Raw genomic sequence first — 13676 nt, forward strand, 5'->3', positions numbered from 1 at the left:
TAATGAGCCAGTTAGACAATATCAAGGCTACTGAAAAGGTCATACAGTTGGTGGGATTTATAAGGTTTCGGCAAGTAGGCATTCATGCCCGCTTCAAAGCAATCTTTGATGTCTTCTTCCAACACACTAGCGGTTAAAGCAATGATGGGTAATGGTGCGGCTCGTTGGTCACTCTCCCATTGTCGAATCGCACGGGTCGCCGTTATACCATCCATAACAGGCATCATGCAGTCCATTAAGATGGCATCAAACTGAGCGCCTTGAGTGATGACATCCACCGCTTCTTGGCCATTACTGGCAATCAAATATTCATAGCCCGCTTGCTCAAGGAAGAAGCTCGCTATCTTCTGATTCATTAGGTTGTCTTCAACAATCAGAATACGTCGGTTCAGAGAACGAACCTCTTCATCTTTTACTTCCACCGTCGGCGCTTGTTCTTCACCGATATCGAGCGATTGTAAGCTGTTTAAGAATCGTCGACCCAAGAATGGCAATGTATGAGTTGAGTGAACCGTTTCTGTGATTAGATTGGTTTTAAAGAGATGATGCTGACACACGATAACGCGAGCCAAAGGGTATAACGCCTTCAGCGTCGCAAGATCTTTATCCATAGAGTGATGCAGCGTATGACAATAAAGTATGAAGTCACTTTCTTTCAGGTTTTCATCAAGATCCGAAATGGATGACACGACATTAGGTCGAACATTTAAGCGTTCACACTCTTTGACCAGTTGATCGAGGTAATTGAAAGAATTCGAAATAATAGTCGCACGGTTTAGGTTGTCGAAGGTTTGAAGATGAGTTTCGACAGTGTCGACATACAAACAAAAAGTGAACGTTGAGCCCTCTCCTTTCACTGAACGTGCGGTAATGTAACCACCCATTAAATCAACAAGCTGTCGACAAATCGCAAGCCCTAACCCTGTCCCACCGAATTGGCGAGTAATACTGCCATCTTCTTGAGTGAAAGGTTCAAATATGGACTCTAACTTCTCAGGCTCAATCCCAATCCCGGTATCAGACACACTGCATTCAAGCTTGCCTCTACCCAAAGACATAGGTGTGTATGCGATATCCGTCGTAATCGTGCCCTTTGACGTAAATTTGATGGCGTTAGACAGCAAATTGGTCAGCACCTGCCTTACACGGTACTCATCGAAAAACAGCTGCGATGGAGTTTGGGAATCGATATTGATGTCGAGTTCGATATCTTTACTTATCGCTTTGGATAAAATCACACTTACTGAGTCGTAAACCGCCTCTCTCAGATCAGCATTGTGTGGCGATAGCATTAAGTTGCCCGATTCGATTTTGGACAGGTCAAGAATGTCATTAAGCAGAACCAGTAATGAGTGAGAAGACGATTCGATATCTCCTAACACTTCTTGTTGATTCGCGCTCAGTTGGCTTTGAGATAAAATTTCAGCCATCCCAATAATCCCGTTGAGTGGTGTACGTATCTCATGGGACATATTGGCTAAAAATGCGCTCTTCGCCTTATTAGCCGAAATTGCATCTTCTTTTGCTTCTACTAACTCTTTGTTATGTTGATAGTTACGCTCCATCACTCGATTCAAAGTTTCAGTGAACTCGGAAAGTTCATCGTTGCCTTGAATATGAATGACCTTGGGCTTGCCGTAGCTATCCGCGCATTCAGACACCCCTTTCAAAATAATCGATAGGTTTCGATTTAAGCGAAAAGATGTCGCTACACCAAGCCACAACAACACACCTGAAACGACAAGAATAAGCAATGTCATAACCAAGGTTTGCCTTTTTTGCAGCGCTATATTTTTGGTCAGATCAAACTGTAATTGCTTCGTGTAAGCACCCACTGCCTTTGAAATCGCTAACTTCTTTCGTTCTAAACCTTCCACATGTTCATATATTTCAGGCGACGAGAAGTCACCTTTGAGGATTCGAGCTGTAAAACGGTTTTGAAATTCATCTTTAGAAAACGTACTTAATAGCTTTCTAATTTCAGGCGAACGGCTCCCTGATCGGAAAAACGTATCTAATAACTGCTGCTGCCTTTCTAAAGCACCAACATAACTCAATAAATATTGATCTATCAGCTCTGGAGAACGATACAAGCGGTAGCTCAACCACGCTTCTCGCTGAGTCCAGAACACGTAGTGAGTAAGATTGATAAACATCGCGTCAGCTTGACTGATCTTTTCGTCCACGATGATAATGCGATATTCAGATAGCTCCATTAACACACCTTTTAGCAAGTCAAAGGCATGTTCTGTCAGTTGCGTGTTGTTGTCCGTAATTTGTGATGCGTCGTTGTTCATACTGGAGGTTACGCGAGCGAGTTTCGCTAACACACTCTTAAGCTCAACCAACTGCGGTTCAACAGTCCAATTGCTATCGAACTGTCGAAGCTGTTTTTCGTTCTGAGCGAGTCTAGCTAAATCAGCTTGCAGCTTTAACAGCAGCAGCTCTTTCTCTGGAGAGTCATTAGACAGAACCAACCATCGATAAGCATCGCTTGAAACGGTATTAAAAGATTGAAGCGCTTCAACCTTAATACGAGTTGTTTCAAGGTGATTCATCTTCTTATCGTTCTTGAGCACTTCATTGACTGTAAAACCAAACATGATGAATACAGAAACCGTGGAAAGAAATATAAGACGCCATCTAATTGACATGTTTATCATTTTTATAACGACTCCCTTCCCGAAAGTAATTTTACCTAGCCCAAGTTAAGAATAGGACATTAACAGGACTTATTGATCAAATTGGATATGAACAAACGATACTCTGAGCCCAGAACGGTAAATTATGATCAACTTACCTCCATGTTTAGGCTTTAAAGGGGGGCTTTAACTAAACAGATAGACTCAAAACAAATATGCTTTAAGCAGTTGTGCTGTAAACAAGTGTGCTTTAAACACGCGAGATCTAAACACAAGATGTTTAAACAGGAGGAGTATAGATGAGAGAGCTGTTTACAAACGAGGTATGAACAAGTGAAGTTTAACGAAGCAAGCTTTATCCAGTTATTATCACTCGCATAATAAGCAAACGGCCACGCTTCTCGGCTCCACAAGGTTGGGAGTAATGACTCTATAAACCAACAAACACCGAAGTTAAGTGAAATTTGTGAGATCCAATCGTTTGCGTCATGCACTTTTCGCACTCGAATTCGGCGTATTCAAAGATCGAAGAAGAAAACGCATTGATCACCTTATTTGTCGCTTACTGTTTACGTGTAATTTGAGATCACGGTCACACCTTTAATGAACACTATGACTTTTATTACATATAATATTTTGATTTGAGTATTTTTTGGCGAAAAATAAGTGCTACAGATTGTTAAAGTCAATAGCCTTTATCGACACTTAAAACTTGATTTATGGCTAATATAAAGCCAACTTACAGATAATTTGTCTGCATTTATTTTTCCTAGCAGAATAACCCGTCGTACCTTACAATCCTGCCACATAAAAATTACAAGTTGCACACAAGGCATATCAAGCACATTTAAGTGGCAATAAAGACCACAGCCTGATACCTCAAATCCCCTATGCTGATTGGCTTCCCTACAACCGCCATGAATGCAGAAACTTAACGTGAAAGGTCCCGAGTAAAGATGAGCCCCGAAAAGCACCTCCTAGACTGGCAAACTAGTCAAACTATTGCTGAATCCATCGCTCCAACTTTAGGTCAGTTATACCGTCAAAAAGGCGTAGAAGTTATCCTCTTCGGCAAGACCCTGGTTAACGCGACAACTATCGACATCATCAAAGCTCACCGCATCGCAAAACGTTACACTGGTTCTCCTCTTACAGCAGAACAGACTCAACCAATCATTCAACACCTTCTCTCTATGGACTTGTCTCCATGTCGTATTGATGTTGGTCGCCTTGCCCATGCATTCTGGCAAGATCGCGAAGACACTCACGGGTTGGATGATTTTCTACAAACTGCACTTGTAGAATCGCTTCAAGGCGATGCAATGACCGAACCTCGTGACGTTGTATTGTACGGTTTTGGTCGTATTGGCCGACTGCTAACTCGTCTATTGATCGAGAAAAGTGGCCCAGGTTACCCACTTCGTTTACGTGCAATCGTTGTACGTGGTGGCAAAGACGGCGACCTAGAAAAACGTGCTAGCCTACTTCGTCGTGACTCTGTTCACGGCCAGTTCAACGGCAGTATCGTAGTTGACCAAGAACGTAAAGCAATCATCGTAAACGGCAACTTCATTCAAGTTATCTACGCAAACAAGCCAGAAGAAGTGGATTACACGACTTACGGTATTGAAAATGCACTTGTGGTTGATAACACAGGCGTATGGCGTGACGCGGAAGGCCTAAGCCAACACGTTGCATGTAACGGTGCGAAGAAAGTACTACTGACTGCGCCAGGCAAAGGCGACATCAAGAACGTAGTATTTGGTGTGAACGAGAATGTCATTCAACCAGAAGACACGATCATCTCTGCTGCAAGCTGTACGACAAACGCAATCACGCCAGTATTGAAAGCGGTTCACGATAAATTCGGCGTACTGTCTGGTCACATTGAAACGGTTCACTCATTTACCAATGACCAAAACCTAATCGATAACTTCCACTCAGGCGATCGTCGTGGTCGTGCTGCATCATTGAACATGGTTCTGACATCGACTGGTGCTGCTAAAGCGGTATCAAAAGCGATGCCAGAAATGGAAGGTAAGCTAACAGGTAATGCGATTCGCGTACCTACGCCAAATGTTTCAATGGCAGTAGCAAACCTAAACCTTGAGAAAGGCACAAACAAAGAAGAGTTAAACGAATACTTGCGTGAAATGGCGCTGTCTTCTTCTCTGTCTGCACAAATTGATTACACAGATTCGACTGAGATTGTATCGACGGACTTGGTTGGCTCTCGCCACCCTGGTGTGGTTGACGGTGTTGCGACTATCGCACAAGACAACCGTGCTGTTCTGTACATTTGGTATGACAACGAGTTTGGCTACAGCTGTCAGGTTGTTCACTGTATGGAACAGATGATGGGTGTGCGCTACAAGACTTACCCTGAAGTATAAACTGCTTAGAGCCTGTAAATTGCTTAGATTCTATTACTTCCTTAGATTCTATTACTTCCTTAGATTCTATAAACAGTTTTAGGTAACCAGCTCCACAACATAATAATTATATCTGCGAGGTCTGTAATGGGCTTTGCAACCCTTCTTGTTTTACTCCCCCGTATAAACAGGAAGGTTGCCACTTAGATCTGCTCTCTCTATCTGATCTAAGTGGCCTTTTTACATCTGGCAAGCTAACTTTTATCGCTATGACAAGAACTTTATCCTCGTCACTCTTGGAAAGCTTCCCTTCACGTCTGTTACAACTCAATCTCAACATCTGACTGAATCGCACTCGAACACGCGAGTACATAACCTTGCTCAATCTGTTCTGGCGTCAGAGTCTCTTGGCTGCTTGACTCCACCGAACCTTTGGTTACTTTACACTTACACGAACCACAAATCCCACTACGACAAGCGATGATAATTGGAACGCCTGCTTTTTCTAATGAATCAGCCAATGGTGTGCCCGCTTCAGCTTCTACTTCTGCGCCAAATGCAGGAACAAACACCTTAACGGCACCATTTGAATCTGCAGATGCTTCTGCTTGTAGTTCTTCTGAAGCAGTATTGCCATTGGCTAGTGAATTATTACTTTGAGTCGCTGGAGTAAAACTTTCTTGGTAGAAGTTATCCATGTTGAACTCAAGTTCTTTCAGGTAGTTCTCTATGTCTTGCATAAAGCTAACCGGCCCACACAAGTAAACGGTTCTGTCTAAAATGTCTGGGCTGAGTGTTACCAACCAGCTCTTGTCTAGACGACCTTGGGGAGCAGTTGTTCCTTCACTGTCTTTCAGAAGCAACTTAAGGTTAAAGTTAGCGTGTGTCTCATCAAGTTGGTTAAGCTCTTCAAAGTAGATGGTCTCGCGTCGATTACGTGCCATGTGAACAAAATCGATGTCAATATCACTGCCTTGAGCCAACCAATACTTTGCCATCGCCATCACAGGAGTGATACCGCAACCCGCACTCACTAGCGTCACTTTTTTTGTCGTCGTTGGCATGCAATCAATACAGTTAAACGCACCAGCAGGCTTCAATACAGAGACCTCATCACCTTCATCAAGTTCATCAACAATAAAGTTCGAAACCAAGCCACCTTCCACACGCTTTACCGTCAATTTCAGGCGGTTATCTTCAGGACAAGACGCTACAGAATAAGCACGGTAATCGGTTTTCGTCGGCATATCCAAACCCAGAGTAATAAATTGTCCTGGCTTAAAGTTGAAATGTAAGTCTTGTGGAACGCAGCCAAGCTCAAAGCTGACCGTATCTGGCGTCTCATGCCATTTCTTTAAACACACTAAATTGATTGAATCGCTATCCGACCATGCATACATAGTTCGTGTACCTTGCTAATGACTAGATGATTAAATGACTAAAGATTTAAATCGAAAAAGCCCCGCCGTTGTCTGTTTTAGAAAAACGTCACAACAACGGGGCTTAGAGTTGGCTTAAATTAAGCCGCTAAGATTGTTTTAAGATCTTGCTCTGGCGTTGAGATAGAACGCATATCGAACTCGTCTTGCATAATCTTTAATAGGTTTTCTGTTAGGAAGGCAGGTGCTGTTGGGCCCGTGTAAATACCTTTCACACCAAGAGCGAACAGGGTAAGCAGGATAACGATCGCTTTTTGCTCGAACCAAGATAGAACCAGCGTTAACGGAAGTTCGTTGATACCACAATCAAACTCTTGAGACAGTGCGATAGCAAGCTGAATCGCTGAGTAAGCATCGTTGCATTGGCCAACATCTAACAGACGTGGGATACCGTTAATGTCACCAAATTGGTTCTTGTTGAAACGGAATTTACCACATGCAAGTGTCAGGATTACTGAATCTTCTGGCGCTTGAGCTGTGAAGTCTGTGTAGTAGCTACGCTCAGACTTGTCACCGTCACAACCACCGACTAGGAAGAAGTGCTTGATGTTGCCTTCTTTCACTTGCTCAATAACCGCAGGTGCCGCTTCCATCAGTGCGTTACGACCAAAACCGACAGTGATCATCTGCTCGATCTCGTCGTGTTTGAAACCTTCTTGCGCAAGAGCACAGTCGATTACTGCGCTGAAATCGTCGCCTTCAAGGTGATCAACACCCGGCCAGCCTACAATGCTACGTGTAAATAGACGGTCTGCGTATGAACCTACATCTGGGTTAAGTAGGCAGTTAGATGTCATTACGATGGCACCAGGGAAGTTAGCGAATTCTTTTTGCTGGTTCTGCCAAGCGCTGCCGTAGTTACCCGCAAGGTGTGGGTACTTGTTCAGTTCAGGGTAACCGTGTGCAGGTAGCATCTCACCATTGGTGTAAACGTTGATGCCCTTGCCTTCAGTTTGTTGAAGGATCTTTTCTAGATCATGTAAGTCGTGACCAGAAACAAGAATACAGTGGCCTTTCTTAGTCTTAACATTCACGGTTGTTGGTTGAGGGTGACCAAAGGTATCTGTCTCACCTTTATCCAGCATTTCCATTACTTTGTAGTTCATCAAGCCAATTTGCATAGACGTATCTAGCAGTTGTTTTAGGTCAGATGGGTCAGTACCTAAGAAAGCCATGATTTCGTGGTATTCAGCAAAAATAGCATTGTCAGTTTGACCAAGAACACGCGCGTGCTCCATGTACGCTGCCGCACCTTTTAGACCGTATAGGCAAAGAAGGCGAAGACCAATCACGTCTTCATGTTGAGAGTCGTGACCACGGTTTACCGCAGCTTGAGGGGCAAGTGCCAATAGCTCTGAAGAATCGGTTGGAAGATCGAATTGCGCAGCAGCCGAAAGTGCTGGAATTTCAAAACCAATCAATGTTGCTGCTGCACGAACTTTTTGCTCTAAACGCTGCTTGAATTCATGAGACTGTTGTGCGAATTCGATAATACGAGCAGGGTCGAAGTTAACGTTAGTCAGTGTTGCGAAGAACGCTTTTGGTGCCCACTCATCAACTTCTGTATCAATAACATCGCAAGCGCGACCTAGGCTTGCCCAAAAAGAAACACCTTGAAGAGAATGCACCAACACGTCTTGAAGGTCGGATACTTCCGAGGTTTTTCCACACATGCCTTGTGCGAAAGAACAGCCTTTTACGGTTGGGGTTTGAATCGTTTGTTCACATTGAATACAGAACATAAAGGGGCTCCAGTAATTTTTTATTAGCTGTAAGTGCTTTGCTTACAGTGACTTATTCCAACCCCTATAGAGCATCAACCGTGCCAACTTTTAACTCATTGATTTTATTGACCTTGCGTTTATTCCCTTATTTTAGTGCGTGATTATGACTACATATAAACTCTCAATCCACACACACCTGTGTCATAGTGACTCTCTAGAATTATTTGGTGGTGTTCATGTTTCGTTCAGAATAGAAGCGATATAGTAACAACATAGAAAAAGAGGAATGAATATGAAAAATATATTAGTTACGATTGTTGCGTTGTTTACTGGCCTTTTGGCGTTATTCACTAGCTTGATCCTTGCTATTCCTTTAGCTATCGCAGCTTTAATTACTGGCAAGCGCATTCAGAATCAAATGAAGAAACAAGGTTTCGCAGCTCATATGAACACTCGTCAGTCATCAACCAATGATGCCGGTGTTATTGAAGGTGAATACGAAGACCTTTCAAGCAGAAAGTAATCTAAACTTTAGTTTCAAACATAGTGAAAGCACAATAGAGACAACATTAAAAAATGCATAGAAATACCATTCTAACGCTGCTCGCCTTAACGACTTTAAGTCTCGTTGGTTGTTCCAACGAGACATCTATACCCGCTTACGAAACATCTCCAAGCTTGCCGGCCTATCAGCAAGATAGCTTTGATGCCTACGTCAATGACACCCAAGATTGGCTGCTGAAAAACCGCGTGTTCATGACAAAAGACAAGCAGCTTGAGATTCAACTGAACTCCCCGACTGAATACAAACCTACCAAACCTAACGGCAAGGCAGTGTTATTGGTCCATGGATTAGGCGATTCACCCTATTCGTTTAAAGACATCGCTACCCATTTGGCTGAGCAAGGTTACTTAGTGAGAACCGTATTGCTTCCGGGTCACGGCAGTCGTGTGGGTGACCTAATGCAACCGAGCTTAAAAGATTGGCAAGGTGTGGTAGCTCACCATACTAAGTTGCTTGAGCAAGAGTATGATTCTGTGTGGCTTGGTGGCTACTCAACAGGTGCAAATCTCGTCACGTCACAGGCGATGAACGATCCAAAGATCTCCGGGTTGCTGCTGTTTTCTCCTGCGTTTCAACCAAGCTCGTCTGCCGTTCAATACGCTGGGCTAGCAAGCTACTTCGTCACTTGGGCGGATCAAGATCCTGAAGACAATGTATTGCGTTACAACTCATTGCCAATGAACGGTGCCTCGGTTTACTACGAGACATCAGAGGTCGTTCGTGATGACTTACAAGATAAGCACTTCGATAAACCGGTGTTTATTATGATGAGTGAAGGCGACAGCGTGATTGACACCAGTTTCGTTCAACAAGCGTTTACTGAATCCATGCCCAACCCAAACAATGTGTTGATTTGGCAAGGAGAGACGACACTCGATGATCCGCGAGCGGTTCAGTACAGCATGAAGCTCCCGGAGCAACGCATCTCGAACGGTTCTCACATGGGTTTACTGTTCTCGCCAAGCAATCCGTATTACGGAATCAATGGTAGCGAGAAGATCTGCTCCAATGGTCAAGAGGCAGGTTTTGAAGAACAGTGCAACGCGACAAGTGAAGTTTGGTACTCAGCATGGGGGTATCGTGAAGAAGGGAAGAACCATGCTCGTTTGACCTATAACCCTTACTTTGCTGACTCAATGAAAGAATTAGATACGGTTCTAAACTCAGCAGGCTAACTTCTTTTAGCTGTTAACTGTTAGCGTTTAGATAAGTAGAAACAAAAACGGCTCACAAGATAATCTCTTGTGAGCCGTTTTAGATCTTAAGGTCTAGTGATGACTAAATCATCCACACCACACGCACAGCAAGTAGAATCAACACCACGCCAGATAGTCGATCAATCAACTGAGCTTTCGAGCGAATACGTTCAACAATCAAAGGGCTAGACAACACCAAGGTGATAAATGTGTACCATAAACCGTCTACAAGTAGCGGTGTTGATACGATAATCACTTGATTAGTCAGCTCATTACCTAGTGCAACAAATTGGCTAAACAGAGCGATGAAGAACAGTGCGATCTTTGGGCTCAAAATAGAGATCAAGAAAGCCTCACGCGCAGACTGCATGTAACTCATCTGCTCACCCGCTTCCAATTTCGCGGCAACACCACCTTTCGAACGCAACGCATTCACGCCGAGATAAAGCAGATACGCTGCACCCGCTAAACTAATGGCTTTGAACAACATGGGGGATTGCTCAAGTACAACGGCTAAACCAACAATGGTTGCGAACGCATAAATACCGATGCCTACGGCGTGAGACCAAGCCGCGATAAGCCCGTTCATGCGGCCACCAGCCAGACTGTGTTTTGCAATCATAGCCAAGCTTGGGCCCGGAGACATTGCACCCAACAAGCAAATCGCTAATAAAGAAAACCAAATTGTTACTGTCATTATTCCATTCCTAGTAAAACAAAGCGTCCTAGCTGAACCCTCTTTGCTTAATATTCAATACTTAGCACTTACCATAATTCGCAGAAGGTATTATTTGAAATCAAAGATTATCATTACACCTATGATTTCAAGTCATACTGATGTTATAACTCGACTTCTGCATAGCTTGGAATGCCTTTTCTCTCGCCCATTTGTGGGCAGAATCGTTGTCATACTTGGGGTGCCACATTAACCAATAAGTGTGCATTTCCGTATCAAATGGCAAAGAAAAATAGGCAGTATCGAGGTGCCGACCTAGGTTATAGGCGATATGTTCAGGCACGATCATCAGATAGTCGTCTTGCATTAATACGGTTCCAGCGGATGAAAAGAACGGAACCTGCAGAGCCACTCTTCGTTTAAGCCCTTTTTTCTTCAATGCTATGTCCGCGTAGCTGTCTTTATCTCCGCCACCTGTCACTTTGATGTGAGAGTAGCTGACGATATCTTCTGCACTCAAAGCCGATTGGTGGGCTAATGGATGCGACTTGCGCATCAAACACACCGATTTATCTTCACCAAGCTTAATGCTTGATACATGTTCTGGCTTTGTGGGAAACATACTGGAAGCCAAATGAATACCCGACTCGTTCAGAGCTTCAAGGTAGTTTGGCTGCCACAAACGGAAGGCCAAATTAATGTTTGGGGCTTCGGCGGACACCTCTGCAACAATAACAGGAAGAATATACTGAGCCACATAGTCACTCGAAGACAATACCAGTTCACCCTGCCAGTCTTGCGGTTCAAAGGGTTTATCGTCTAAAAGGTGGTCGAACTCTCCAAGCAAGTCATCGAGTTTGCCTTTGAGCAACAAAGCACGATTAGTCGGAACCAGTTTGTTGCCATCACGAACCAGCAAAGGATCGCCACATAGGTCTCTAAGCTGAGCCAGTTGACGGCTCACCGCCGATTGCGTGATGTGCAAACGCTGAGCTGTTCGACTGACATGACACTCTTCAAGAAGCACATGCAGAGAGCGCAGTAGATTTAAGTTGATATTGCCTAACATGAATGCACCGTCGCATTCTGTTTGTTAAAAAACTCCGTCAAGACAGTATGAGTCATAAGGTGTCGAAGCTCTGGATAGCTTTGCAGCCGATCGCGGATTTGATTCAAACGTTCCATGCTTTCAACTTCAACATAAAGCATCATGTCAGTCTCACCGCTAATAGAGTGGCACCATTGCACCTCATCAATACTCTGGATACGTTTCGCGTAAGACTCACAACTATGGTCGCTGCTCGACATGTCGAACTTCAACAAGATGTAAGCGCACACATTCTTAGTTTGGTTGGGCTCTGCCACTTGAGCACAATAACCCGTAATCACTTTGTCGCTTTCCAGTTTCTTGATTCTGGCATTCACCGCCGAACGCGAAAGACTGACATCTCGGGCGATATCGCTCACTGAGCATCGTGCATTGGTTTTGAGAATATCCAAAATTTGGCGATCAAATTTATCCATGCTTCTGATTCTTTCCATTTATTGTTCTATTTATAACGCCTAATTTGACACAACTTTCCTACTTATAACAGCCATTATGACAGCCGACACTTTCACGCTTAATCAAGTTAAAACCGTTAAATTGACGGTGTCTTAAGACGTTTCGCTAGCTGTATTATTGATGTCGACAATGTATGCTCTCATTCATAGCATCACCCATACATCAGAAGACAGGCACAATAAGGCCGATATGATAAGCCAATAGCTAGGAGAGCGAATGACACAACTCAAACAAGAAATCACGCTTATTTCAGGAATCGGACAACTCTCGACTACCTTGCTAGGCACTGGATTATTTATGATCCCTGCGATCGCAGCAGGCATTGCAGGACAGTTGTCACTGCTCGCGTGGTTAATCCTGTTTATCGCTATTTGCCCGATTGCACTAACCTTTGCCGCATTAGGAAAACGCTACCCCAACGCAGGCGGCACGGCCTATTTTGTGCGCCAAGCGTTCAGTGAGAGATTAGAAACAAGCGTGGCATGGTTGTTTGTGAGTGTTATCCCTGTCGGCATTCCAGCAGCGATTGCATTGGCAGGTGGCTTTGCTCAACAACTGTTACCAGCACCACTCGACACACCTCTGAGTGCTCAGTCATTTACCGTGGCTTTGCTTATCGCCGTCAATTTGATGGGCAGTAAGTCTTCTGGCCGCTTACAAACGGTGATCGCCTTGTCGATTTTTGCCTTGGTTAGCGCCTTTGTTTGGAAAGCCGACATCACTGCAGCGGACATCTCAGTTCCGACCATGACGTCTGATTCGATGTGGTCGATTGGCGCAGCCTTAGCGGTGATGTTTTGGTGCTTTGTCGGGATAGAAGCCTTTGCTCACATGGGAGAAGAATTTAAAAATCCACAGCGTGACTTTCCCATCGCAATCATTGCAGGGTGTTTCGTTGCGGGCATAGTGTACTGGGCTTGCTCGGTGGTTATTATCAAGCTAGGCGCTTATGGTTCACCTGAATTTGATGCTGCATCCATCCCGTGGGTAACAGAACAACTGTTTGGTAATGGCTTCAAAACCGTCATCAGTGTGCTTGGTTTCTTTGCTTGTTTTGCTAGCCTAAACCTTTACACACAAAGCTTGTCTCGTATGATTTGGGCTCAGGCTCGCCAACACACTCCTACGAGTAGAATGGCTCAACTCAATAGCCGTGGCGTACCACTTTACCCAACCTTAGCAATTGGCTTTGTCGCGCTTATCTCTTGTGTGATTGGTGAGTTGTCTAATCTCGATCTCGAATTCTTTCTTAAACTCGCCAACGGTATTTTCGTTCTGGTTTATCTGCTTGCAATGTTAGCGGCTTGCCGATTACTGACTGGCGCATCTAGATACACCGCCATGCTCTCATTGGTCATCTGTACTTTAGTGTTTATCTGTTTAAGCTGGTCGATGCTCTATGCCGTGACTATTTTTGTGACATTGTCACTCCCTTGGCGTAAGTGGCTAGGTAAAGGTAAAACCGTTTCTGTCGACAAGTTATAACTCGATTAATGAT

10 protein-coding genes are annotated in these 13676 nt (G+C 44.1%); 4 read left to right on the top strand and 6 right to left on the bottom strand.

Translation table 11 applies throughout. The features are described from left to right. Positions 1-11: 11 nt before the first annotated feature. On the bottom strand, positions 12-2603 hold the full coding sequence (locus AC3CID_RS21505; protein WP_488528002.1) for an ATP-binding protein: 2592 nt from the start codon (positions 2601-2603) through the stop codon (positions 12-14). A gap of 995 nt (positions 2604-3598) precedes the next feature. Here AC3CID_RS21505 and AC3CID_RS21510 point away from each other — a divergent pair. After that, positions 3599-5035, top strand: a complete 1437-nt coding sequence (locus tag AC3CID_RS21510; protein ID WP_004730041.1) for a glyceraldehyde-3-phosphate dehydrogenase — start codon at positions 3599-3601, stop codon at positions 5033-5035. Positions 5036-5334: 299 nt separating this feature from the next. Here the strand turns inward: AC3CID_RS21510 and AC3CID_RS21515 are convergent, their stop codons facing one another. Both AC3CID_RS21515 and hcp read right to left on the bottom strand, forming a co-directional pair. Next, on the bottom strand, positions 5335-6414 hold the full coding sequence (locus AC3CID_RS21515; RefSeq protein ID WP_488527424.1) for an FAD-binding oxidoreductase: 1080 nt from the start codon (positions 6412-6414) through the stop codon (positions 5335-5337). A gap of 119 nt (positions 6415-6533) precedes the next feature. Continuing rightward, complete coding sequence (gene hcp, locus AC3CID_RS21520) at positions 6534-8195, bottom strand: hydroxylamine reductase (RefSeq protein ID WP_488527425.1); 1662 nt, start codon at positions 8193-8195, stop codon at positions 6534-6536. 274 nt (positions 8196-8469) lie between these two features. Here hcp and AC3CID_RS21525 point away from each other — a divergent pair, with 274 nt between their 5' ends. Together AC3CID_RS21525 and AC3CID_RS21530 are read left to right on the top strand one after the other, a co-directional pair. Next, entirely contained in the window at positions 8470-8700 is a 231-nt protein-coding gene (locus tag AC3CID_RS21525; RefSeq protein ID WP_029221973.1) for a hypothetical protein, read from the top strand. 53 nt (positions 8701-8753) lie between these two features. Next, positions 8754-9917 (top strand): alpha/beta hydrolase, encoded by a 1164-nt coding sequence (locus AC3CID_RS21530; RefSeq protein ID WP_488527426.1) that lies wholly within the window; start codon positions 8754-8756, stop codon positions 9915-9917. 103 nt (positions 9918-10020) lie between these two features. Here the strand turns inward: AC3CID_RS21530 and AC3CID_RS21535 are convergent, their stop codons facing one another. From AC3CID_RS21535 to AC3CID_RS21545, 3 genes are all read right to left on the bottom strand, one after another. Next, positions 10021-10635 carry a LysE family translocator gene (locus tag AC3CID_RS21535; protein ID WP_029221972.1) on the bottom strand — a complete coding sequence of 205 codons (615 nt, stop codon included), beginning with the start codon at positions 10633-10635 and terminating at the stop codon, positions 10021-10023. A gap of 127 nt (positions 10636-10762) precedes the next feature. After that, positions 10763-11683 carry a LysR family transcriptional regulator gene (locus tag AC3CID_RS21540; RefSeq protein ID WP_004730031.1) on the bottom strand — a complete coding sequence of 307 codons (921 nt, stop codon included), beginning with the start codon at positions 11681-11683 and terminating at the stop codon, positions 10763-10765. Next, complete coding sequence (locus AC3CID_RS21545) at positions 11677-12138, bottom strand: Lrp/AsnC family transcriptional regulator (RefSeq protein WP_488527427.1); 462 nt, start codon at positions 12136-12138, stop codon at positions 11677-11679. The genes AC3CID_RS21540 and AC3CID_RS21545 overlap by 7 nt, the downstream gene beginning before the upstream one ends. A gap of 256 nt (positions 12139-12394) precedes the next feature. On the opposite strand from AC3CID_RS21545, the gene yjeH reads away from it, so the two are divergent. Continuing rightward, the gene (gene yjeH, locus AC3CID_RS21550; protein WP_488527428.1) at positions 12395-13663 is read left to right on the top strand and encodes an L-methionine/branched-chain amino acid transporter; all 1269 of its coding nucleotides are present in this window, start codon (positions 12395-12397) and stop codon (positions 13661-13663) included. Positions 13664-13676 lie beyond the last annotated feature (13 nt).

This window comes from Vibrio sp. QJM3NY_21 (assembly GCF_057785975.1).